Source organism: Streptomyces sp. 2323.1 (assembly GCF_900221035.1).
Classification (GTDB): domain Bacteria; phylum Actinomycetota; class Actinomycetes; order Streptomycetales; family Streptomycetaceae; genus Streptomyces; species Streptomyces sioyaensis.
The window spans coordinates 1,941,906-1,965,618 of sequence record NZ_LT907981.1 but is presented as its reverse complement, the minus strand read 5'-3'; the positions used below and the strand labels follow the sequence as shown (position 1 = coordinate 1,965,618).

Sequence of the window (23,713 nt, the reverse complement as noted above, 5' to 3'; positions counted from 1 at the left end):
GAAAGGACACCCCCAATGCCAGAGGTCTTCTGGAACCGCATGACAGCTCCTGCGCTCCGGGAGCTGGCGGCCCAGGGCGCACCGGTACTGCTTCCGGTGGGCTCCACGGAGCAGCACGGCCCGCATCTGCCCACCGGTGTCGACGATTTCCTCAGCACCGAGGCCTGCCGGCGGGCAGCCGCGATCATGGTCGCGCAGGGCAGGCCCGTGGTCGTCGCGCCGTCCCTGTGGTGCGGGCTGGCGGACCATCATGTCGAGTTCGGCGGCACCTTCACCCTCACGCTCGCGACGTACCACGCGCTGTTGCGCGATGTGTGCCGCTCCGTCCTCACGGCCGGCTTCCGCAAGATCCTCATCGTCAACGGCCACGGCGGCAATGTCACGGCCTTGCACGCGATCAGCAGTGAAATCTCCCGGGAACTGTCCGCGCCCATCGCCGTCACCAGCTACTTCGTGGCCGGGCAGGCGCGGATCGCGGAGATCCTGGAGGACCAGGACACTCTGATGCACGCCTGCGAAGGCGAGACGTCCATGACCATGGCGATCGCGCCGGACCTCGTCGACGGCGTACGGCTCGCCGAGGCGGTCGGCCCGGAGATCGCGCTGCAGTCGGCTCCGAGCGAAGCGATCCACGTACCACGGTCGTTCCACGAGGTCACGTCGTCGGGCGTAGCGGGTGACGCGCGTTCGGCGACCGCGGAGAAGGGCGAAGCCATTTTGGACGCCTGCGCCGAAGCCATCGCCGAATGGCTGATGAAATAAGCCTCGGCCCGGCGGAGGAATCCGCCGGGCCGACCGTGCTGCCGCCCGCACGTGACGGGCATGTGCGCAAGGCACCTTCCGGTGCGGCGCAGACGGAACGAGGAAAGGGACATCGACATGACGCGGACGCCGAAGCAGGGCAGCTATGCGGCGGGGTACCGGCGCAGTCTGGAGGATCCGGAAGGCTTCTGGCTGGACGCTGCCCGTGCCATCGACTGGACCGTCGCGCCGTCCCGCGCCCTCGACGAGTCGGCGGCTCCGCTGTACCGGTGGTTCCCGGACGGGCAGTTGAACACCTGCCACAACGCTCTGGACCGCCACGTCGACGCCGGGCGCGGCGAGCAACTCGCGCTGGTGTACGACAGTCCGGTCACCGGCTGCAAAGCGTCGTTCACCTATCGGGAGTTGCGTGAAGAGGTCGCGCTGTTCGCCGGAGTGCTGGCCGGGCTCGGGGTGGCCAAGGGCGACCGCGTTGCGCTCTATATGCCGATGATTCCCGAGGCGGTCGTCGCCATGCTGGCCTGCGCCCGTATCGGCGCCGTCCACTCGGTCGTCTTCGGGGGATTCGCCGCGCATGAGCTCGCCGTGCGCATCGACGACGCCCGCCCCAAGGTCGTCGTCGCCGCCTCGTGCGGCATCGAACCGACCCGCGTCGTGCCGTACAAGCCGCTTCTGGACGATGCCCTCGCCCTGGCCGAACACCAGCCGGAGCACTGTGTCATCCGCCAGCGACCGCAGTGCACAGCGGATATGACCGGCCGTGACCTCGACTGGGACCAGGCCCTGGCGACCGCCGAGCCGGTCGACTGCGTCCCTGTGGCCGCCACCGATCCGCTGTACATCCTCTACACCTCCGGCACGACCGGCCGGCCCAAGGGCGTGGTGCGCGACAACGGCGGCCACGCGGTCGCGCTGCGCTGGTCCCTTGAGAACGTGTACGACACCCACCCCGGTGACGTCTTCTGGGCGGCCTCGGACGTCGGTTGGGTCGTCGGCCACTCCTACATCGTCTACGCACCGCTGCTCACCGGCTGCACCACCGTGCTCTACGAAGGAAAGCCCGTCGGTACTCCGGACGCCGGTGCGCTGTGGCGGGTGATCGCCGAACACCGTGTGACGGCACTGTTCACCGCACCGACGGCGATCCGCGCGGTGAAGAAGGAGGACCCGCACGGAGCGCTTCTCCAGGCCCACGACACGGGATCGCTGCGCCACCTGTTCCTGGCCGGCGAGCGCCTGGACCCGGAGACCTACCGCTGGGCCACTGACCTGCTCGGCGTTCCGGTGGTCGACAACTGGTGGCAGACCGAGACCGGCTGGCCGATCGTCGCCAACCCCATGGGCCTGGAGCCGCACCCGCTCAAGGGCGGTTCACCCACCGTGCCCATGCCCGGCTACGACGTGCGCATCCTCGACGCGAGCGGCCGCGATGTGCCGCCGGGCGCCGACGGCGCGGTGGCGATCCGGCTGCCGCTGCCACCCGGAACGCTGCTCACGCTGTGGCAGGACGACGCACGGTATGTGCGCTCGTACTTGTCCACCTACAGCGGCTACTACCTCACCGGCGACGGCGGTCACAAGGACGAGGACGGGTACCTCTTCGTCATGGGCCGCATCGACGACGTGATCAACGTAGCCGGGCACCGGCTGTCCACCGGCGCGATGGAGGAGGTGCTCGCCGCTCACCCGGATGTCGCCGAGTGCGCTGTCGTCGGCGTCACCGACCCGCTCAAGGGACAGGTGCCGCGCGGTCTCGTCGTGCTCAAGGCCGGCCTCGACCGCGATCCGCACGACATCGCCGCGGAACTCGTCACCGCCGTACGGGAGACGATCGGCCCCGTGGCGGCGCTGCGCCGGGTCGACGTGGTACCGGCGCTGCCCAAGACGCGTTCGGGAAAGATCCTGCGTCGCACCATGCGCGACATCGCCGACGGCCGGGACACCGAACTGCCCTCCACCATCGACGATCCCGCGGTGATCGAGGTGCTGCGACCGGTACTCCGCGATGACGTCTAGGTCTCGGCGAGGCGGGCCTTCGGGTGGATTTGAGAATCAGGAGGGGGTGGGGCCGGCCGGGTCCGGCCACCCCAGTGGGTACAGGTCCCGGCCTGTCCCGGGTGCGGGCGGTTCCCCGCCGGCTTCGGCGAACGCGGTCAGGGCGTCGACCAGTGAGGCGCGCTGTGCGGGGGGCATGTGCTCGACGACGCCGGCGATCTCCCTGCGGCGGCGCGCGGTGACCTCCCCGACGATGCGGCGGCCCTGCTCCGTGAGCCCCAGCCGGGTCTCGCGCCGGTTGTCGGGGTTGATCTGACGGTCCGCGAACCCCGCGGCGATGAGGCGGTCCACCATGCGCATCGCCGTGGACGGATTGACGCCCAGCCACTCGGCGACCTCGACGAGCTTGGCCGTCCCATGTGTGGACAGCGCCACCAGCAGCCGGAACTGCGGCAGTGTCACCTTGTCCTCGACGGCGGCGAGCGAGCGGGCGGAGACGGCGACCAGAACCCGGGAGGCGGTCAGCACCGCGCGGGTCACGGCGTCGACGTCGTCTGCGGCCCCGGGCGGGTTCGTACCTTCGGCCATGCCCCTTTTCTATCCCGGGATGTTCCTCTCCTGCTCGATCATCACCCACAGCTCCACGGACGTACCGATCGCCCGCGCCTTCGACGTCGACGACCTGGCCGGCGCCTCGGCCGAGCACCGTAGGGCGTACTCCGGGGCTTTGTCCGGTGCCGGCCAGGGCTTTGAGCAGGCCGGGCCCGGCCTGGAAGGACGAGCGGGCGGCGGCGAGCAGCAGCAGCGAACTGCACGGGGGCTCACTTGGGGACGGTGGAGGCGACGTCGTCGAGGGTGGAGTCCTTGACGAGACCGGTGTCCTCCAGGACATCCATGTGGTCCTGGACGGTGTTGTTGGTCTGCGTTGCCAGTCGCCGCAGCAAGGTGTTCTTGGTGGTCGCGCGCACTTCGCCGATGGTGATGAAAATCTTGCCGTGGGACGCCCGGAGGAGGTCGACGAAGAGCTGGTCGAAGGCGTGGCCACGGGCCTTCTTCAACTGGTCGACCCAGCCTTGTTGTTCGGGGGTGGCCTGGTCGGGAATGGGCACGTTCAACGCCTCGGAGTCCTCGCGGGCCAGCTCATCGAGCTTGCTGTGCCCTTCGAGCAGATGCATACCCGCGCGTTTGATGGCTTCGCTCGACGCATGCGTCTGGGCGAGCCGGCCCGCCGGCATCTCCCAGAGGCCGGCTTGTCGGACCTTGGTGAGGAACGTCTTGTCCAACGCGGTGACGGCGCCCGTGTTTCCCGCCCGAGGGACGGCTTGGCCGGCCCCCGACGCCGGCAGGTTCGCAGCGGCCGATTCGTCAGCGGAGCTGTTTCGCTGCGAGAGCCATACGGAGACCGTGGCGATGACTGCCACGAGAGCGACGGCAACGGCTGTCAGGCGGCCGCGACGGGATGAGGGCCTCGGATTTCGCGCATGAGATTTCATCATGCCTCCTGAAGGGCGCGACGGTTCGTGGGGGGACGCTGTTGCCCCTGGCAGTGCCGGGGCGTGAGCCACGCTAACCATTGCATTGGGCAAGCGAATCGATTGAGCGAAGGTGCGCAAACGCGCGCAGCGCGCAGCTGCCGTCGCCTAGGATCTCCGCTTCCTCATGCCGTCCCGGCCGACCACCGCGGTCCGGCCGCCTGTCGGTGCGGTACGGGAGTGGGCCGGCTGTAGGTCGTGGTGCAGGAGCACCGGCCGGACGTCGGTGCGGTGTCCCGGCCTGTTCCCCTCCCCGGCGAGCCACGCGGCCAGAAATCCCCCTTTTTCGGTGGACAAGAGAGATGCGGGGAACATATGTTCCGCTAGCGCTTGGGTCGCTTTGGGGAGAAACGGCCCGCTACCTGCGCCAACACCGTCATTCAGAACCCGTGGGGGGATTCGTATGTCCAACATGCCCATTGCACCGCCACCGCCACCGCCGCCGTCGGGCTGGCCGGCTCCGTCCGGCTCGCGCGCGGTTCTCCGCTCGCCGGTCGGGCTCTCGAAGGTCGTGACCGGGCTGCTCGGTCTCGGCGTCGTGGTGGATCTGTTCGCCGTGTGGCAGGGGAACCAGTCCTACGAGCTCGTCGGCAGGCTCGTCCGCAACGTCGGCTCCGTGAGCTCCCAGGAGATCGACCAGGCGGACTCCTTGTACCAGGTGTGCGGAATCCTGCAGGTGGCGGCCACCCTCGCGACCGCCGTGGTCTTCATCGTCTGGTTCCACCGAGCCCGCGTCAACGCCGAGGTCTTTGCCCCCGAGTACCACGAGAAGGCCCGCGGCTGGGCGATTTGGGGCTGGTTCGTGCCGGTGGCGAACCTGTGGTTCCCTCGCCGCGTGGCCATCGACATCTGGAACGCCAGCGCCGACGAGAACACCAAGTCCAGGGCGGTGCTCAACTGGTGGTGGGCCCTGTGGGTCGCGAACCTGGTCTTCGGCCGCCTCGCCAGCCGGCGGTACGCGAACTCCGGTACACCGGAGGAGATCAAGGGGGCGATCGCCGGGCTCATGGCGAGCGACGTCCTCAGCGTCCTGGCCGCCGTCCTCGCCCTTCTCTTCGTGCGTCGCCTCACCCGCATGCAGCACGAGAAGGCGTTGCGGGGGCCGGCCTTCTGACGGCGGCGCGGCCTACGGGTTCTCACGGGTTGCACCGCCGTGCGCGGTGCAACCCGTGAGTCATGCACGCCGGGAGGTCGTCTCCTTCGGTCTCCGCTTCTGGCCGGAATTCATCCCGGGCGAGGAGAGGTGAAGGGCCTCCAGCGGCGCGTCGGCCGCGACGGATCATGCGGGGTGTGCGGGCGAATCGGCAGACAGCGTGGCACGTGCCGCATGGTGAAGGATCAATTCCCTTTGGTATGCCCCGGAGTGACGCCCTTTTCCAACCATGTCCGGTTGAAGACTTATTGAGTGGTGTTTTCTTCTGCTTGAGTGGACCGCGTTGTGTCGCACCTACTGAGGAGGCCATATGGCCGAAGTCAAGAAGGTCGCCCGCCCCGCGGTCACCGCGTCGTCCCGTCCGTGTGCGTTCGTCTCGCCGGACAAGGGCAACGCCCCGACCATCACGCCCGCCCACAAGCAGGCGGAGGTCGTCTCGGCCCCCGCTGAGCAGCGGAAAGAGAGTGCGTCGGCCTAAGGGCTGAGTTCCCCGGGGCCCCGCCCGCCGGCCGGGCCCCGGTCTGTCGCGCGGGCCGGGCCGAGGGCCGGGACCGGTCCGCGTCCCACGGCTCCGCGCCCGGGGCCCTTTTCGCCGACGCAGTAGCCGTATGCCGCGCGCCCAGGGCCGCGCCGTACGGTGCGTCGGAAGTCGTGAGACGCAGGGAGAAGTCTTCGCCATGCAGAATTCGATGTACCAGTCCTCGCGCTACGTCCGCACCCTGCGCGCCGCGGGCAACCGGGATTTCACCTCGTTCGGAGGCCGGCTCGATTCCTATGAGGGCGACGAGCGGACCATGGCTTTTCATTCGCTCTTCGGAAATGCGCGGCTGATCGACCGGGACATCGTCGAACTCCTCAAAGAGGCATCCCAGGGCCTCAGTTGGGACCGGCTGCGGGAGCGGGTCGACGGCGACGCGCTGCGCGACCTCGTCGAGGCCCGGTTCCTCGTCGAGGCGGGGCACGACGAGGCCAAGGAGATCGACGGCCTGCTGGAGAGCCGCCAGAGCGCCCTCGGCAGCGGCGTGTTCCACTCCTCCATCCAGCTCGTGCTCACCAACGCCTGCAACTTCTCCTGTCAGGGCTGTTTCGCGTACAACTTCGACGGCGGCGTCGAGGAGCGCAACACCTCCGGCGAGTCGGTGAAACCCGGCCCGGTCCTGGTCGAACTGCGCCGCTCCCGCGAGGTGGCCGGCCCCACCCGCCAGGACTCGGGCCCCACGTTCGCCAAGGGCGACTGGAACCACGGCGCGGACGAGGTCCGCAACCCCTCGATGCACATGTCGCGCGAGGTGGCCGAGAAGACCGTCAAGGAGGCCATCGAGCTGCGCAAGGCCAACGGAGGCGGCCATCTGACGGTGTCGTTCTTCGGCGGCGAGCCCACCCTGGCGCGGGGCACCATCCTGCACGTGCTGCGCACCTTCGGCGACCGCTACGACGGGGTCACCCTCTCCTACGACCTGACCAGCAACGGCTCCCGCATCGACGACGAGCTGCTGGCGGCGCTCGCCGAGCATCGCGTCGACACCACCGTCTCCATCGACTACCTGGTCCCGGAGACCGGCGAGTTCCGCGGCGGGCAGCAGCAGCGCACCGCGTGGGCCGTGGTCCGCAAGGCGATCCTCGACATGAAGGCCGCGGGCGTCCCGGTCAGCATCACCTCGGTGCTCTCCCAGTACACCTGGGACAAGTGGGGCACCCCGCTCATCGACTTCGTCGCCGAGGCCGGTCTGGAATCCCTGGACGTCATCGTGTCCTTCCAGGCCAAGGAGTTCTTCCAGAAGCACAGCCCGCACGACGTGGCGCAGCGGCTGCTGGTCGCCGTCGACTACGGGCGGGAGCGCGGCGTGCAGCTCAGCGGCTACTGGTACCAGACCTTCCAGATGATCATCGACGAGGCCAAGTGGGCCGAGCAGGCCGACTACAAGACCTGCCCGGCGGTCGGGCGTCAGCTCTCCATCGAGCCCAACGGCAGCGTCTTCGCCTGCAAGGCCACCGCCCGCAAGCTGGGCACCATCGACGACTGGCGCGGCATCTTCGCCTCTCCCGCCTACCAGGACTACGGCATGCGGGCCTACACCAACGGCCCCGGCTGCCAGGGCTGCGAGCTCCAGGGCACCTGCTCGGGCGGCTCCGCCGGCGCGCTGGAGGAGGAGAACGGCTCGATCCAGGTGATGTCGCCCGGCTACTGCGCCTACATGCGCGAGGTGGTCCAGGGCCTCCTGGAGCGCCATCACACCCAGAGCCTCGCCACGCTGTCCTGAGCCAGACCCCGACGATCTCCGCAACGGCCCGCCCCGCGCGAGGCGGGCCGCCGATCCACGACCCGGCCCCACGACTCCGGTCCGGGCAGAGGAAGGGTGACTGGTTCCATGGCAACGATGGGGATGCACTTCGGCCACGACGCGGGTGCCGCGCTCACGGAGGCGGGCGGCTACCGCGTCATCGAGGCCGAGCGCCGCCTGGGGCTGCGCCATGTGTGCGGCGGCAACGGCGACTTCCCGCAGGCCGCCGCCGAATGGCTGGCGGAGCTGCGGGAGGGGGCGGCGAGCCCGGTGACCGGGATCGCGGTGGCCGACTGGTACACGCCGGTGTGCCAGGTGCTGCCCCCGGCGCTGGTGGAGCTCGTCAACGAGGACGCCCGCTGGACGGCCACCGGCGGCACGGGCCTGGCCGACGCGGTGACCCGGGTGATCAAACCCCTGGACTGGCCGCTGGCCAAGGGGTTCGGCGACATCACCCTGACCGCGGTACGCCACCACTACGCGCACGCCGCCCTCGCGTACTACACCTCCGGAGCCCGCAAGGCCCTGGTGCTGGCCCTGGACGGGACGGGCAACTACGCCGAGTGCGGCATGGTCTGCCTCGGCGACGGCGACCAGCTCACCCCGGTGATGTCCTTCACCAACCGCACCGGCCCGCGCTTCGGCCTGGTCTACGAGGCGCTCGCCCGGCGCGTCCACGGCAGCCAGTTCGACACCGGCAAGCTGCTCGGGCTGACGGCCACGGGGGAGACCGACGCCCTCCTGCTGCCGGTGCTGCGCGCCATGCTCGTCCCGCAGTCCACCCGGCGCGCCTCGCCGGACCTGTACGAGCAGCTCGACGAGGACCGGCTGACCGGCACCGCGCTGCGCTACGCCGACACCTGGTGGGAGTACGACCCGCACAGCGGCGGGTATCTGGACGCGGGCCTGGCCGACTCCTCGGACGACGACGTCGTGCACTCCTTCGGCTCGGTCTTCCCCGACGAGATCCGTACCGCGGACGGGCGGAGCACCCCGGTCGGGACCTCCCCGGACGCGCGCACCTGCCGGGACCTGGCGGCCACCTTGCAGACCGCCGTGGAGCGCGACCTGACCTCGCTGGTCACCGGCATCAGCCGGCGCTTCCCCAGCTACACGACGCTCTGCTACGCGGGCGGCTGCGCACTCAACATCACCGCCAACAGCCGCCTCGCCGAATGCGCCCAGTTCACCCGGGTGTCCATCCCTACCTGCTGCGACGATTCGGGGATCGCGCTGGGCGCGGCGCTGGCCGTCGCCGACCCGGCCGACCGCCCGGCCCTGCTGGGCCGCTCGGGATGGGCGCTGGCCTACGCCGGGCCGCCGCTGGACGGCCTGGAGGCGGTGGACGGCGATGACGCAGCCGCGGCCGACGGCCTGAGTCGTCGGCTGGCCGGCCTCGGGCTGTCCCTGCGCCGCCCGGCCGACGACGAGGAGTTCGTCCGGGCCGTCGCCGACCTGCTGGCCGACCGGCGGTGCGTGGCCTGGCTGGAGGGCGGCCTGGAGACCGGGCCGCGGGCGCTGGGCCACCGCTCGCTGCTGGTCTCGGCCCACTGGAGCGGCGCCCGCCGGTACGTCTCCCAGACGATCAAGAACCGGGAGTGGTTCCGGCCGGTCGCGCCGATCTGCCCGGAGGAGGTGGCCGACCAGTACTTCACCGGGCCCCTGGACCACACCGAGACCATGCTGTTCGCGGTGCGGGTGCGGCCCGACCGGGCCCGGCAGCTCGCCGAGGCCCGGCACATCGACGGTACGGCCCGCCTGCAGACCGTACGGCCCGACGCGCAGCCCCTGCTGCACCGGCTGTGCCACGCGGTCGCCGCCCGCACGGAGTTGCCCGTGCTCATCAACACCAGCGCCAACGGGGGCGGCCGCCCGCTCCTCAACCACCTCGACGACGCACTGGAGTTGCTCACCGGGACCGAGCTGGACGCCGTGGTGCTGCCCGAACGCCGCCTGATCGTCGAGTGATCCCCGCCCCCGCCCAGCGCCCCGTACCCGTTTCCCCCGATATCTCCGGCCGGGCGAAAAATGGCCGGAATGACGATGTCGAGGCCGGCCCGTCCCACCCGATCATGTGCAGGCGTCGTGTCCCTGGAGAGTGCCCGTGGCCGCCATTCCACTGCGAGACATCCACAAGACGGAACCGCTGCGCGTCCTGTCCCCCGCGGACTGGCAACAGTGGATCATCCAAGGCTATGTGATCGTCCGTCAGGCGGTGGCGCCGGAGACGGTCACCGCCCTCACCGAGGGTCTGTACTCCTTCCTCGACATGCGTCCCGGGGACCCCTCGACCTGGGCCTCGCCGCACACCGGCAACGACCGGCTGCCGGGCCACAGCGGGCTGGTCGAGATGTACAACCACCAGGCCCAATGGGATATCCGGCAGACCCCGCGGGTCCACGGGGCCTTCGCCGACATCTGGGACCGCCCCGATCTGTGGGTCACCATCGACTTCGCCAACGTCAACCCGCCCAACCGGGGACCGCGCGCCTTCGACGGATTCATCCACTGGGACGTGGACACCTCCACCGAACCGCTGCAGGTGAGCTGCCAGGCGGTGCTCTCGCTGACCCACGGCGACGAGGAGATCGGCGGCTTCCAGTGCGTGCCGGAGATCTTCACCGAGTGGGAGAAGTGGGTGAGCGGCCAGCCGGCCGACCGCGACCCGTTCACTCCGGACATCACCGGCTACCCGATCACCACGCCCCAGGTCGCGCCCGGCGACCTGATCATCTTCAACAGTCTGCTGCCGCACGGGGTGCACCCCAACGTCTCCGAGGCCCGGGTGCGCATGGCCCAGTACCTGACCATGGCGCCCGCCTGGGAGGAGAACGCCGAACTCCGGGAGGCCCGGGTGCGGTTCTGGCGGGACCGGATCCCGCCGCATCCGCCGCAGGGCGGGGTGCGCAAGGACGAGGCCGAGCTGTACGGGCCGGCGACGCTGACCGAACTGGGCGAGCGGTTGCTGGGCCTGCGTGCGTGGTCCGAGGGGAGCATTGTTGGCTAGCACCGCCCCGTCCGGGACCGGCCCGGCCCTCCGGGTGGACCTGGGCCGCCCGTTCCGCTGGCTGTGGGCCTCGACGGCCGCCTCCAACGCGGGCGACGGCATCACACGTACGCTGCTGCCGCTGCTGGTGGTCGCGCACCACCCCGACCCGGCGGCGGTCGCCGGGCTGACCACCGTCAACATGCTGCCCTGGCTGCTGTTCGCGCTCCCCGCGGGCGTCCTCGTGGACCGGGTGGACCGGCGCCGGATCGTGCTGGGCAGCAACCTGGTCCGCGCGGCGGCGCTGCTCGGCGCGGCCCTGGCCCTCGCCGGCAACCGCCCGCTGGCCCTGCTGTACGCGCTGGCGTTCCTGCTGGGCATCGCCGAGACCCTCGCCGACACCGCGGCGCCCGCGATGCTGCCGCGCCTGGTCGACGAGCGGCACCTGGAGCGCGCCAACGGGCGGCTGATGGCAGCGCAGATCGTGCTCAACGAAACGGCCGGACCGCCCGTGGCGGGTCTGCTGGTGGGCCTGACCGCCGCCGCGGCGCTGGCCACCGGCGGAGTGCTGTACGCGCTGGCCGCGCTGCTGCTGTTCGGCCTCGCCCCGCTCGCCCGCACCAGCCGCGAGGCGGCACCGGGCGGGGCGCGCAGCGGCGTGCTGCGCGACATCCGCGAGGGGCTCGGCTTCGTCCTCGGCCATCGCACCCTGCGGCGCACGCTGGCTGCGAGCGCCCTGTACGGCCTGGTGTTCTCGGCGACCTTCTCGATGCTGGTGCTGCTGAGCGAGCGCACTCTGGGGCTGAGCGAGGCCGGGTACGGACTGCTGCTCGCCGTCGGGTCGCTGGGCGCCGTCGCCGGCAGCTGGCTGGCGCCCCGGGCCGCCGACCGGCTGCCCACCGTACGGCTGGCCCGCTGGTCCCTGGTGGCGTCCGGGGCCGCGTACGCCGCGCTGGGCCTGGGCCGCCATCCGGTCCTGGCCGCGCTGGCGCTCGCCGCCAACGGCGTCTTCATGATGGGCTGGAACATCCCGGTGATGTCGCTGCGCCAGCGGCTCACGCCGGAGGATCTCCAGGGCCGGGTGATGAGCGTGTCCCGGCTGTGTGCGTGGGGCACCATGCCGGTCGGCGCGACACTCGGCGGACTGCTCGCCGAAGCCCTGTCCGTGCCCGCGGTGTTCGTGGTGTGCGGGACCGTCCTGGCCGTGGGCGCGCTGGTGCTGCTCGCGCCCCTGCGCGAGGACCACTCCGCGCCCGGCGACGCACCCCCGGCACCCTCCGCACCACCACTGTCCTCCGGTGCGCCGCCCGCCGATCCGCCTCCGCACAGTGACCTTCTCGACAAGGGGTGACCATTGGACACGCAGCTCTACGACACGGTGATCGTCGGAGGCGGCCCGGCCGGCCTCAACGGAGCGCTCTACCTGGGCCGTTCACGTCGCCGCGTGCTGCTGATCGACTCGGGCGACGCCCGCAACATGGCAGCGGGCGTCATGCACAACGTCCTCACCAACGACGGGGCGACGATCGCGGACTTCCGGTCCCGCTCCCGCGCCCAACTCGCCGCCTACGACGTGACGTTCCGCGACGACGAGGTGGTGTCGGCCGAGCACGACGGCGACCAGGTGGTGGTCACCACCAAGGAGTCCGGCACCTTCCGCGCCCGCACCCTGCTGTACGCGGCCGGTGTGCGCTCGGTGCTGCCACCGGTCCCGGGCCTGGCGGACCTGTGGGGCACGACCGTCCTGGAGTGTCCGTACTGCCACGCCTGGGAGGTGCGCGAACGCAGCTTCGCCGTGTACGGAGGGAGCGTGCCCAGCGAGTGCCTGGCCGCGACCCTGACGGTGTGGTCCGACACCATCACCTACCTCACCGACCGGCGCGAACTGCCCCAGGACGAGCGGGACCGGCTCACCGCGGCCGGCGTGCCCGTCGTCTCCGACGGGGTCAGCGAGGTGAAGCCGCATCCCGAGGGCATCGAGGTCCTCTTCGAGGACGGCCGGTCCGCGAGCTACGGGGCGCTCTTCCTCCACCTGGACATCGAGCCCCGGGTGGCCCCGCTGCGCCCCTGGCTGCAGGCCCCGGACCTGGAGTCCGTACAGACCGACGAGCGCGGCCGCACCAGCCTGCCCCGGCTGTACGTGGCCGGCGACCTCGGCCGGAACATGCAGCAGGCCGCGATGGCCGCTGCCAGCGGCGGGCTGGCGGGCATGGCCATCAACGCCGACCTGATCCGCGAGGACCGCCCCGGCTCCCTGCCCGAGCCGCCGCCACCGACCCCGGCCCCCTGAGCGCAGGCCGCCACCCGCACCCGCCCTGCCCCACGGCGGCAGGGCGGCGGGTCTCACCACGGAAGGCACGACAGCCACGCACCGCGCACCGACGGGAGCCCCTTCGCGATGACGTCACCCCGCGCCGAATTCACTCCGCACATGGAGCACTACACCTTCGTCCTGGAGGACCAGCCCTATCTGGGGTACTTCCAGTACGGCAATGAGAAGACCCCCGTCTACACCACCGACCGGCACGGCTTCCGGGTCACCCCGGGCCCCGGCGGCCTCCGGGCGACGGTCGGCGACGACCGCCCCGACGGCCCGGTGCGGGTGCTCGCCGGCAGTTCCGCGGTCTTCGGCGTGGGCGCCACCGGTGACGCGGCCACGATCACCGCGCGCCTGTGGAACGCACACGCGCCCCGGCTGCCCTGGCTGAACATCGCCGGCCAGAGCCACAACTCGGCCCAGGAACTACTGCTGTTCACCCTGTTCCAGCACGAACTCCCGCCGGTCGAGGACATCGTGCTGCTCTCCGGTGTCAACAACCTGGTGCTCAGCCGGCTGCCCGAGGAGAAGCAGGGCCGGCACGGCGCCTTCTTCGACTGCGGGCCCGCCCCCGACGTCGTACCGCCGCCGGACCAGCGGGTCGCGCACGCCACCGAGTTGACGATCCGCCACCTGGGCGGATGGAAGCGGCTCGCGAACGCCCTGGGCGCCCGCCTCACCTTCGCGCTCCAGCCGCTCGCCCCCTGGGGGCGCGAGGAACCGCTGCCCCGCGAGCAGCTGCTCTTCGAGGAGCTGGACGAGGTGTCCAACTTCCGCCGGTTCCACAACGACATCTCGACCATGGCGGTGGGCCGCACCTACGCGGACCGGCTGGCCGCCGGATGCGCCCGGCTCGACGTGCCGTTCCTGGACCTGAACGTGGCGCTGGCCGAGGCCGCCGGGCCCAAGGACTGGCTGTTCATCGACCGGGTGCACTGCACCGATCTGGGCTACGACCTGGTGGCCCGGCAGCTGGCGGACCGCCTGGACCTGGCGTGAGGAGCCCCTCCGTGCCCGACGACAGCAGCGCGGCGCCCGCGTCGGCACTCCGCCGCCTCGCCTCCTGGCTGCGGCACCGGGGCCGCCCGGGACCTGTCCCCGACACCCCGCCGGACCGGCCCGCCGACCGGCCCGCGCCGCCGTCCCGGCTGCGGCCGCAGCCCGAGGACGACGCCTCCGTCTACCCCCTGTTCTGAGATGGCGACCGGCAGGGGCGGTGCACGCGCCGGCCGCTCGGGCCCCGGCGGCCCGGACGGCCCGGACGGCCCGGTCCTGGGCATCTCCGCCTACTACCACGACAGCGCGGCAGCCGTCGTGGCCGGCGGCACCCCGCTCGCGGCGGCGCAGGAGGAGCGGTTCACCCGGCGCCGCCACGACCCCGGCTTCCCCGCGCATGCCGTCGCCTGCTGCCTGCGCGAGGCCGGGCTGCGCCTCGACGAGCTGGCGGCCGTGGCGTTCTACGAGGACCCGGCACTGAAGTTCCGCCGGGTGCTGGCGACCTGGCTGGCCACCGCCCCGCACGGTCTTCCCGTGTTCCGCCGGGCGTTCCCGCAGTGGGCCGGCTGGAAGCGGCGGGCGCTGGACGACGTACGGGCTCAGCTGCGCGCCCTGGCCCCCGGACAGCAGCTGCCGCCGGTGGTGGCACACCGGCACCACGCCTCGCACGCCGCGTCGGCGTTCTTCCCGAGCCCGTACCCGTCGGCCGCGGTGCTGTGCGTCGACGGCGTGGGGGAGTGGGCCACGACGACGCTGTGGCACGGCCGCGGCACCGAGCTGGTCCCCCTCGCCGAACTGCGTTTTCCGCACTCCCTGGGCATGCTGTACTCGGCATTCACGTACTTCTGCGGCTTCAAGGTCGACTCGGGCGAGTACAAGCTGATGGGCCTGGCGCCCTACGGGACACCGCGCTACGCGCCGCTCATCCGGGAGCGGCTGATCGACGTCAAGCCGGACGGCTCGTTCCGTCTGGACCTGCGTCACTTCACCTTCCAGTACGGGCAGACCATGGTCGGCCGGTCCTTCGAGGAGCTGTTCGACGGGCCGCGCCGGACACCGGAAGGCCCGCTCACCGAGCGGGAGTTCGACCTGGCGGCCTCCGTCCAGCAGGTGACCGAGGAGGTGATGCTGCGGCTGGCCCGGACGGCGCTGGAACGCACCGGGGAGCGACGGCTGTGCCTGGCCGGCGGTGTGGCGCTCAACTGCGTGGCCAACGGCCGGCTCCTGGCCGACGGGGTCTGCGACGAGCTGTGGGTCCAGCCGGCGGCCGGGGACGCGGGCGGCGCGCTCGGCGCGGCGCTGGCCGAGTCGCACCGCCGGGGAGCACCCCGCCCCCATGTGGGGCGCGGCACGGATGCCATGGCGGGCGCGCTGCTCGGCCCTGGCTGCTCCGACCGGGAGACCGAGGAGTTCCTGACCCGGGCCGGATATCCCGCCGCGCGACTGCCGGAGCGGGAGTTGGTGGACCGTGTCTCCGCGGAGCTCGCGGACGGAAAGGTGGTGGGCTGGTTCCAGGGACGCATGGAGTTCGGACCACGGGCGCTGGGCAATCGCTCCATCCTCGCCGATCCGCGCGATCCCGCCATGCAGTCCACCCTCAACCTCAAGACCAAGTTCCGGGAATCCTTCCGCCCGTTCGCGCCCGCGGTGCTCGCCGAGGACGCCAAGGACTGGTTCTACCTGCCGCAGGAGAGCCCGTACATGCTGCTGACCGCGCAGGTCGCCGCGGCACAGCGGCGGGAGTGCGGGGCCGCGGCGGACGGGGCGACGGGCCTGGACCTGCTGCGGGTACCGCGCTCGACGATCCCGGCGGTCACCCATGTCGACGGCTCGGCCCGGGTGCAGACCGTGTCGGCCGAGCGCCACCCGCGCTTCCACGCGCTGCTCACCGCTTTCCGGGACCGCACGGGCTGCCCCGTATTGGTGAACACCTCGTTCAACGTGCGCGGGGAGCCGATCGTGCACGACGCCGAGGAGGCGTACGCCTGCTTCATGCGCACCCGGATCGATCTACTGGTCCTCGGCGACTTCCTGCTGGACAAGCGGGACCAGCCCGAGTGGCGGGAGGAGGGCGACTGGCGTGCCGCCATCCCGATGGACTGAACGGCTGCGACACCTGGCCCTGGCCGCGCTGTACTTCGCGCTGGTCACCCCCGCTGGGCTGTGCGCACGGGCGGTACGGGACCCTCTGCGGCGTTCCTGGGACCGCTCCCGGACGAGCTACCTGGCCCGCCCGGACCGCCCCCGCCACCCCTTCGCGACCTCCCGCCGGGCTCCCTGAGCGGGCGTCGGCGGCACGCCCAGGACTCCGCCGGCGAAAGACAGGAGGGACCTTCGTGCATGGGGCGCACCTCGTGGCGCGCTGCGCGCGTGAGCTCGCTCGCCTACCGGCCGTCCGGGCTCGTCGCCGACGTCACCACCACGCGGCGCGTACCGAGGACATGCACGCGCGACTCCGCCTCGGTGAATCCGCATGCCGTCACCCAGCGGCTCGCCTCCTGCGCGGTGTGGGGCAGCGGCACATCACGGGCGAGGAGACCCGAGAAGCGTTCCGACGGCCGGAAGTGCGTGGCCAGCGGCAACGTGAAACCCACCCGGCCACCCGGACGCAGGGCACGCCGCCAGTCGGCCAGCGCCCGGCCCCCCAGGAAGTGCAGCGAGGACGCGCAGAGCACGACGTCGAGGGAGTGATCGGCCACCGGCAGCGGCACGGCATCGGCAACCCGCCAGTCGATCGCCGCCGCACGTTCCAGACCCGCGGCGCGGGCCCTGCCCACCGCGACCATCCCGGGAGACAGATCGACGGCCAGGACAGGCCGTGCGGTATCGGGCCGACGCTGCGCGAGTTGCCGCGCGACGGCCCCCGCTCCACACGCCACGTCGGCAACCGCGTCGCCCACACCAGGCGCCACCCACGCGATCAGGATCCGCGCGATCTCCTCGTGGTGCGGGTGGTCGTAGCTGTCGGCCAGTTCATCGAAGGCGCCGGCGAGAGTTGCGCTTTGCGTCACTGGTCGATCTTAGACGGCGCGGCCCGGTGACGGTCCGCGGACATGGCGCCCAACGGTGCCGCGTGTCTGCATCGTCGGGGGCATTACCGCTGCTCCGTCGATGATGGTCAGTCCACTGCGCGCGGGCTGTCACACCGCGCACATCCAGTCGGGCGACTCAATACCCCAGAACTCGTTGAGCGACCGGCAGAAGGACTGGGATTCCGGGCCGAGTTCGTCCCAGACCGCGTGCAGGTCGAAACCGCGGTCCCAAGCCGCCAGCATCCCTTCGAGGAACCCGGTGCCCACAGCGGTGCTGTCCTCGTGGCTCCCGGCGGCCATGACGTGCTCCAGAACCCCGAGGATTCTCCGGCGTTCCTCCGAAGACATCATGGGCGCGTTGTCGGTGAACGCATGGGAGAGCATCCCCAGACGTACCGTCAGTGGAGGGACGTCGTCCTCGTCCGGCTCCGTGGGCACCCCCGGGTCGTCGGTCTCCGGTTCGTCCCGCCAGTCGTCGACTTCGGCGCGGTCCCTGTCGGCGAGCACCTGGCTCGCGCCGAGCAGTTCGCCCCACCAGGGAGGTGTTGGCATCAGGGCTTACCTTCCAGTGAGTTATCAAGATCGCGCATCACGTTGCCCGTCACAAGGCGGTCCGATGCCGCCGCCTCAGGATTCCGAGTGAGTCATTTGTTCAGGTAGACAATGGCACTCCTCGCGGCGTTGCCCCTATGGCTTTCTGCCCTTCGGCACGACGGCGACAGCCCATCAATCGGTGGCGAGCCGGCCGCTTGCGGATCAACTGATGCATGCCGGAGGGAAGCCGCCGACCGGTTCGAAGGACTTGCCCGCACTGTCGACCCTGCCGCCCCCGGTCGCTGCTGCTCAAAAATCCAGCGCGGCGTCCGGCGCCCGCCGGTTACCCTCGCGCCACGACAGACTCGACATGCAGAAGGGGACCCGTTGCACTCGGCGTTTCGTGCTGTGGGTGGGGAGAGGGCGAGTCGTAGGCCCCTCAACGCCTGTGGTGCCTGGTGGCCTCTGGTGCGAAGACAGGTCGCGCCTCAGTACTGAGCCCTGCCGGTTTCGGCACGGCTCCGGTCAACGTGTCCGTATTTCCTTCCCATTGGGTTCGTCCCTCATGAGGCCATGACCACACACAGATTTTTGCCTGCCCTGCTGGTGCTGACGCTCCTCGGCACCTTGATGGAACTCGATATGTCCGTGCCAAGTTTCCCGGACATCGCACACGACCTTGCGGCGGCCGATTCCTCGGTGCAGCTGACGATCACGTTCAACTTCTTCGGCTACTGCCTGGGCGCTCTGGCCTACGGCCCGTTGTCGGACCGGTACGGCCGGCGCACGGTCATGCTGGCCGGCAACTCGGTCATGCTGGCCGGTGCGCTGGGCTGCGCCGTGGCGCCCGGCATCGGCTTCCTGCTCGCCTCCCGGCTCGTCCAGGGGGTCGGGGCGAGTACGTCCGTGGTCCTGGTCTTCGTCATCCTCGGTGACGTCTACCAGGGCGCCCGGCTGATGAAGTGGTACGGGGTCACCAACGCCGCGATGTCGGTGTTCATGACGGCGGCGCCGGCGCTCGGTGGCCTCGTCAACCGCACGCTCGGCTGGCGCGGAAACTATGCGACGGTCGTCGGCATCACCCTGGTCTCGCTGCTGCTGATGGCGCTCTTCCTGCCGGAGACCCGGGGCGAGTCGAGCGGGATCGGCGTGCGGCAGGTCGCCGCCGGCTACCGCAAGCTGCTGTCCAGCAAGGGGTTCCTGGCGGCCTCGCTCGTACCCAGTCTGCTGTTCGCGGCCTACATGGTGTTCATCGCGTCCAGCGCGTTCCTCTACACCGGCACCTTCGGGCTGTCCACGGTCCACTTCGCCGGGCATCTCCTGATCATCGTGGCCTCGTTCGCCGTGACCAGCTTGGCTGCCTCCCGGCTCGTCGAGGCGCTGGGCGGTCCGGAGCGCACGGTGGTGTGCAGCGTCGCCGCCACGGTCCTCGGTGTCGTGCTGTTCTTGATGTTCGGTCAGGGGGCGTGGTCGACCACCGGGGCGGTGGCCGTCTTCTGTGTGGGCTTCGCCGCGGTCTATCCGGTCATCTTCGGGCGCTCCATGGGCGTCTACCCGGAACTCCAGGGCGCCGCGTCCTCGCTGAACATGAGCGGGCGGGCGCTGCTGGTGACGCTGTTCACCGGCGTCGCGGGCAGCCTGTTCCATGGTGATTCCCGGGTGACCGCAGGGGTGATGGCCACCGCCGTCGGCCTCGCCGCCGTCTTGGCCTTCGTCAAGCCCGAGCCGGATCGTACGGATCAGGTGGACGGGGCGGATCAGGCGGATCCGGTGGACCGGGCGGGCCCGGCCGGGATGCAGGCCGGGCCAGGGGCCGGAGACGGCTGAGCCCCGGCTCTCCCATTGCTCGCCGCCGCCTGACGGTATGTGACATGCCGTCAGGCGGCGTAATGGGCGGGTGGGGCCGTCCGGGCGCGACAGGCTGTGATTCTTCATCACGGTCGTGTCGGGAGCCCGTGTGGACAGGTCGGGTCAGTGGATCTTCGAGCGGATCGGTCGTGATCGCCGGCCGGACCGGGGCCGTACGGGCGGACAGCTCACGGCGATCGTCGACCACAGCGGCTTCGAGGTGCCGCGTCCGCCCGCGTGGATGCGCTGGCTGCCGCTGGCCTATGTCGTGTGGGTGCTGCTGCTGGAAACCGTGACCCCCACGCCATGGGCGGTGAGCTTCCTGCTCATCGCGCTGCCGGTGACCGCCGCGTACACCCTCGGTCCGGTGGCGGTCGCGGCGATCACGGTCTTCGCGATGGTGCTGGAGGGCGTGCTGGCCGGCACCCCGTGCTGCACGGGCCACAACGTCCATCAGTTGTGGGAGAACCACCATGTCGCCGCCTATATCGCCACCGGCCTGGTCGGCATCCTCGGGGTGGCGCTCGCTGCCCACGGCCGGCGACAGGAGCAACAGCTGGTCCGCGCCCATTCGGTGGCCGAGGCCCTGATGCGTACCCTGCTGCGGCCGGTGCCGCACCGGGTCGGGCAGGTGCTCGCGGCCGGTCTCTACCGGCCCGGGGAGGTCGGCACGATGGTCGGCGGCGACCTCTTCGACATCCGTGCCACCCCGGCCGGGGAGCGCGCCCTCATCGGCGATGTCCGCGGCAAGGGTCTCCAGGCCGTCCGTACGGTCGCCGACCTCCTCGGCAGCTTCCGCGAGGCCGCCTACGACCAGCTGGACCTGCCGGCGGTCGCCGCCCGGATGGAGCGGTGCCTGGCCCGTGAGGCCGAAGAGCGCCCCGACGACGAACTGTTCGTCACCGCCGCCCTGGTCGAGTACGACGCCGTCGCCCAGCGGGTGACCATCGTCAACCACGGGCACATCGAGCCGGTGCTGATCTCTCGCGGCGAGGTGACGGCCCTCTCCGGACCGCCCGCCCTCCCGCTCGGCCTGGGCAGCCTCAACGACGAGGACCCCGTCTCCTACAGCCACCCCTTCACCCTCGGCGACGTCCTGCTCCTGTGCACCGACGGCCTGATCGAGGCCCGCGACCAGTCCGGGGCCTTCTACCCGCTCCTCGACCGCCTGCGCCACCGCTTCGCCGGCCGGCCCGCACCCGGCCCCGTCGACGTCATCGACTTCCTCAATACCGACCTGCCACGCCACACCCGGGTCTTCCACGACGATGTCGCCCTCCTCGCCCTGGGGCCGCATGACGCCGATGAGTCCGGATGACGTTGGTGAGTCGTAGCCGGGGAGGCGGAGGGGGCGGCTTCGAGAGCCCGGACCGGCCGGGCGCGAGAGGCCCGAACCGGCCCGGGCGCAGGTCCCCGCGCCCGCCCGGGCGGCCTAGGCGGCGGGGCGGCGATTCGGGACAACTGACCATGGTGCCCAGGGCATATGGGCATGTGAGGCTCTGGCTCACGGCGTGCCGGCAGGCGTGCCGCGGGACAGAGAGGTGACGGGGATGACGGGCGCGGTGCCGGGGGCGGCTGCGAAGAGGCTGGTTCTGCTGAGCGGACGAGCGCATCCGCGACTGGCGGACGATGTGGCGAAGCATCTGGATGTTGCCGTGGCGCCGCAGTCGTCGTACGACTTCGCCAGCGGGGAGATTTATGTACGTGTCGATGAGTCGGTGCGCGGCTGCGATGCGTTCGTGCTGCAGAGCCACTGCGGAGCGGTCAACGACTGGCTGATGGAACAGCTGATCACGGTCGATGCGCTGAAGCGGGCCAGTGCCCGGCGCATCACCGTGGTCGCGCCCTGCTATCCGTACGCCCGGCAGGACAAGAAGCACCGCGGGCGCGAACCCGTCTCCGCCCGGCTGGTCGCCGATCTGTTCAAGACCGCCGGCGCCGACCGCATCATGACCGTCGATCTCCACGCGGCACAGATCCAGGGCTTCTTCGACGGACCGGTCGACCACCTGTGGGCGTTGCCGCTGCTGGCCGGGCATGTGCGGCAGAAGTACGGCGCCGAGCGGCTCACCGTGGTCTCCCCGGACTCCGGGCGCACCAAGCTGGCGGAGAAATGGGCGCAGGCCCTGGGCGGCACCCCGCTGGCCTTCGTCCACAAGACCAGGGACCCGCTCCGGCCCAACGAGGTGGTCGCCAACCGGGTCGTCGGTGACGTGCGCGGGCAGCTGTGCGTGGTGATCGACGACATGATCGACACCGGCGGCACCATCGCCGAGGCGGTGCGCCGGCTCCTCGACGCGGGTGCGCGGGACGTGGTGGTCGCCGCGACGCACGGGGTGCTGTCGGGCCCGGCCGCGGAACGCCTGGCCGGCTGCGGTGCACGCGAAGTGGTGCTCACCGACACGATGCCCATCCCGGACGGGAAGTACTTCGACGCCCTCACGGTGCTCTCCATCGCGCCCCTGCTGGCGCAGGCCATCCAGGCGGTGGCCGACGACACGTCCGTGACCGGCCTCTTCGACGACGGCAGCTGAGCCGGAGCCGCAGCCGGATCCGGTGTCTTCGTAACCCGGGCCACCGGGCCCCTCGCGTGTCCGCGGCGCCACCGCGCACTGCCCACGACACCCCAGGACTTCTCCTCTCCGGTCGCCGGCCGGAAATCCCGTCATGCCCGCACGGGAACTCCTTCTCACTTTCATGGAGCACCTCTTGATGTCAGCACGGCCCGATTCACCGGGCTCTCCACGGCTGGAGAGCTACTGCTTCTCGACGCTTGCGGATGTCGTCCACGGCTCCTTCGACCACCTCGTCGTCGGCGGCGGTCTGGTGGGCACGGTCATGGCGTCCGAACTGCTCGCCCGCAACCCCGAGGCGCGGGTTCTCGTGCTGGAGCAGGGGCCCTTCCTGCTGCCCGACCATGTGCAGAATCTGCCGTCCACCTACCACTCCCTCATCAACCGTGCGCAGGCATCGCCGTGGCGGGTGGACGGCGATCTGTCGCTGGCCCCGCAGGTCCCCTACGTCGGGGGCCGGGCGCTGTTCTGGAGCACCTGGACGCCGCAGCCGCGCCCGGAGCACCTGCGGGACTGGCCGGACGAGGTCGTCGCCGGTCTGGAGGAGGAGTGGGAGGCGGCCCGCGAGCTGCTCGGTGTGCGCTCCGGGGCGTTCTGCGGGAGCGAAGCCACCTGCTTGTACCGGCAGGCCGGCGAGCGGCTCTTCCAGGGCATCGGCACCATTGCGGACCTGAGCGTCCCGGACGCCCCGCAGGGCCTGGACGCGTCGCTGGCCGCCGGCCCGGGCGCCTCCTCGGCCGGTTATCGGCGGTTCAGCCCGGTGCCGATGCTGCTCGATCTGCTGCGGCGGTATCCCGAGCGGCTCACGGTGGTGACCGAGTGCGAGGTGCTGCGGCTGTACGAGGAGAACGGGCGGGCCACGGCGGCCGAGACCACCCAGGGCACCCTGCACGGCCTCGAAGACGCCGCGGTGGTGCTGGCCCACGGCACCGTCGAGACGACCAAGGTGGTCCTCTCGTCGTTCCCCGGCTCCCGCATCCCGCTGGCCGGACGCAACCTCAACGGACATGTGGGGACGTGGTTCACCTGCCGGGTGCCGCGGGCGGCATTCCCCGCGCTGCCGAGCAGCTACCAGGCCGCGGCCTTCTACCTCGACGGTGGCACCAAGACGCGGCAGTTCCACGTCGACATCAACGCCAGCGCCACGTCCGACAGCGCGCGGGACGTCGAGGACATCTACCGGCTGGTGCCGGACATCTTCCGTGCCGACGCGCTGCAGCAGCTCTGTGACGACGAGCATGTGGTGCTGTTCATGCACGGCATCGGTGAGGTCGCCGGCGAGCGCGGTCCGCAGGCGCCGGGCCGGGTCCGGCTCGACGACGCCGGCGAGACCGTGGTCACCACCCATCTGGATGCCGAGGACGTCCGGATGTGGGACGCCATGGACGACGCCATGACGGAACTGGTCGGCACGCTCGCGCAGGGCGCCCCGGTGGAGTTCTGGTCGCCGAGCGAACGGCGCTGGACCCCGAAGGGGCCGGTCCAGCACCGCCAGACGTTCCTGATGCATGAGTGCGGAACGCTGTGGATGGGCCACGACCCCGCGGAGTCGGTCACCGACCTCACCGGCCGTCTGCACGCAGTGGACAACGTCTACCTCTCCACCGCCGCCGTGTTCCCCACCGGCGGCTCCTGGAACCCGACCCTGACCATGGTGGCGATGGCACGCAGGCTGGCCCGTCACCTCAGCCGGAGGGCGTGAT

At 71.1% G+C, this 23,713-nt stretch carries 21 protein-coding genes; 17 read left to right on the top strand and 4 right to left on the bottom strand.

Going from position 1 to position 23,713, the window contains the following annotated elements; genetic code table 11:
- Window positions 1–15 precede the first annotated feature (15 nt).
- A complete protein-coding gene (locus CPH93_RS07880) occupies window positions 16–762 on the top strand; it encodes a creatininase family protein (protein ID WP_096212402.1) in 747 nt (248 codons plus the stop codon).
- A 117-nt stretch (window positions 763–879) separates the two neighbouring features.
- A complete protein-coding gene (locus CPH93_RS07875; protein WP_096212401.1) occupies window positions 880–2,778 on the top strand; it encodes a propionyl-CoA synthetase in 1,899 nt (632 codons plus the stop codon).
- Between the two features lie 36 nt (window positions 2,779–2,814).
- Here CPH93_RS07875 and CPH93_RS07870 read toward each other — a convergent pair whose 3' ends face one another.
- Together CPH93_RS07870 and CPH93_RS07865 are read right to left on the bottom strand one after the other, a co-directional pair.
- Entirely contained in the window at window positions 2,815–3,345 is a 531-nt protein-coding gene (locus CPH93_RS07870; RefSeq protein WP_096212400.1) for a MarR family winged helix-turn-helix transcriptional regulator, read from the bottom strand.
- Window positions 3,346–3,578: 233 nt separating this feature from the next.
- Window positions 3,579–4,040 (bottom strand): DUF4142 domain-containing protein, encoded by a 462-nt coding sequence (locus CPH93_RS07865; RefSeq protein ID WP_231977231.1) that lies wholly within the window; start codon window positions 4,038–4,040, stop codon window positions 3,579–3,581.
- 661 nt (window positions 4,041–4,701) lie between these two features.
- Here CPH93_RS07865 and CPH93_RS07860 point away from each other — a divergent pair.
- The 11 genes from CPH93_RS07860 to CPH93_RS35335 all read left to right on the top strand — a co-directional run bounded on the left by CPH93_RS07860 (window position 4,702) and on the right by CPH93_RS35335 (window position 16,304).
- Window positions 4,702–5,403, top strand: a complete 702-nt coding sequence (locus tag CPH93_RS07860; protein WP_231977230.1) for a DUF4328 domain-containing protein — start codon at window positions 4,702–4,704, stop codon at window positions 5,401–5,403.
- Between the two features lie 349 nt (window positions 5,404–5,752).
- A complete protein-coding gene (locus CPH93_RS35710; protein WP_159032259.1) occupies window positions 5,753–5,920 on the top strand; it encodes a hypothetical protein in 168 nt (55 codons plus the stop codon).
- Window positions 5,921–6,119: 199 nt separating this feature from the next.
- Window positions 6,120–7,703, top strand: a complete 1,584-nt coding sequence (locus CPH93_RS07855; RefSeq protein WP_096212397.1) for a radical SAM/SPASM domain-containing protein — start codon at window positions 6,120–6,122, stop codon at window positions 7,701–7,703.
- Between the two features lie 108 nt (window positions 7,704–7,811).
- Window positions 7,812–9,692: a carbamoyltransferase C-terminal domain-containing protein gene (locus tag CPH93_RS07850; RefSeq protein WP_231977229.1), complete on the top strand. Its 1,881-nt coding sequence runs from the start codon at window positions 7,812–7,814 to the stop codon at window positions 9,690–9,692.
- A 136-nt stretch (window positions 9,693–9,828) separates the two neighbouring features.
- Window positions 9,829–10,731, top strand: a complete 903-nt coding sequence (locus CPH93_RS07845; protein ID WP_096212396.1) for a phytanoyl-CoA dioxygenase family protein — start codon at window positions 9,829–9,831, stop codon at window positions 10,729–10,731.
- Complete coding sequence (locus tag CPH93_RS07840) at window positions 10,724–12,061, top strand: MFS transporter (protein WP_093485712.1); 1,338 nt, start codon at window positions 10,724–10,726, stop codon at window positions 12,059–12,061. The genes CPH93_RS07845 and CPH93_RS07840 overlap by 8 nt, the downstream gene beginning before the upstream one ends.
- A gap of 3 nt (window positions 12,062–12,064) precedes the next feature.
- The gene (locus tag CPH93_RS07835; RefSeq protein WP_096212395.1) at window positions 12,065–13,000 is read left to right on the top strand and encodes an NAD(P)/FAD-dependent oxidoreductase; all 936 of its coding nucleotides are present in this window, start codon (window positions 12,065–12,067) and stop codon (window positions 12,998–13,000) included.
- A gap of 108 nt (window positions 13,001–13,108) precedes the next feature.
- On the top strand, window positions 13,109–14,026 hold the full coding sequence (locus CPH93_RS07830; protein ID WP_231977228.1) for an SGNH/GDSL hydrolase family protein: 918 nt from the start codon (window positions 13,109–13,111) through the stop codon (window positions 14,024–14,026).
- An 11-nt stretch (window positions 14,027–14,037) separates the two neighbouring features.
- Window positions 14,038–14,223 (top strand): hypothetical protein, encoded by a 186-nt coding sequence (locus CPH93_RS07825; RefSeq protein WP_093485716.1) that lies wholly within the window; start codon window positions 14,038–14,040, stop codon window positions 14,221–14,223.
- Window position 14,224: 1 nt separating this feature from the next.
- Window positions 14,225–16,126, top strand: a complete 1,902-nt coding sequence (locus CPH93_RS07820; RefSeq protein WP_231977227.1) for a carbamoyltransferase family protein — start codon at window positions 14,225–14,227, stop codon at window positions 16,124–16,126.
- Window positions 16,104–16,304, top strand: a complete 201-nt coding sequence (locus tag CPH93_RS35335) for a hypothetical protein (RefSeq protein ID WP_100315537.1) — start codon at window positions 16,104–16,106, stop codon at window positions 16,302–16,304. The genes CPH93_RS07820 and CPH93_RS35335 overlap by 23 nt, the downstream gene beginning before the upstream one ends.
- Window positions 16,305–16,407: 103 nt before the next feature.
- Here CPH93_RS35335 and CPH93_RS07815 read toward each other — a convergent pair whose 3' ends face one another.
- Both CPH93_RS07815 and CPH93_RS07810 read right to left on the bottom strand, forming a co-directional pair.
- Window positions 16,408–17,034 (bottom strand): class I SAM-dependent methyltransferase, encoded by a 627-nt coding sequence (locus CPH93_RS07815; RefSeq protein WP_093485718.1) that lies wholly within the window; start codon window positions 17,032–17,034, stop codon window positions 16,408–16,410.
- 129 nt (window positions 17,035–17,163) lie between these two features.
- Window positions 17,164–17,607, bottom strand: coding sequence for a DUF7674 family protein (locus CPH93_RS07810; protein ID WP_096212394.1), 444 nt, complete (start codon window positions 17,605–17,607; stop codon window positions 17,164–17,166).
- Between the two features lie 555 nt (window positions 17,608–18,162).
- Between CPH93_RS07810 and CPH93_RS07805 the strand changes: the two genes are divergently transcribed.
- From CPH93_RS07805 to CPH93_RS07790, 4 genes are all read left to right on the top strand, one after another.
- The gene (locus CPH93_RS07805) at window positions 18,163–19,416 is read left to right on the top strand and encodes an MFS transporter (RefSeq protein ID WP_231977226.1); all 1,254 of its coding nucleotides are present in this window, start codon (window positions 18,163–18,165) and stop codon (window positions 19,414–19,416) included.
- 130 nt (window positions 19,417–19,546) lie between these two features.
- The gene (locus CPH93_RS07800; protein WP_096212392.1) at window positions 19,547–20,755 is read left to right on the top strand and encodes a PP2C family protein-serine/threonine phosphatase; all 1,209 of its coding nucleotides are present in this window, start codon (window positions 19,547–19,549) and stop codon (window positions 20,753–20,755) included.
- Window positions 20,756–20,987: 232 nt separating this feature from the next.
- The gene (locus CPH93_RS07795) at window positions 20,988–21,971 is read left to right on the top strand and encodes a ribose-phosphate diphosphokinase (RefSeq protein WP_093485748.1); all 984 of its coding nucleotides are present in this window, start codon (window positions 20,988–20,990) and stop codon (window positions 21,969–21,971) included.
- Window positions 21,972–22,149: 178 nt separating this feature from the next.
- Complete coding sequence (locus CPH93_RS07790) at window positions 22,150–23,712, top strand: GMC oxidoreductase (RefSeq protein WP_159394980.1); 1,563 nt, start codon at window positions 22,150–22,152, stop codon at window positions 23,710–23,712.
- Window position 23,713 lies beyond the last annotated feature (1 nt).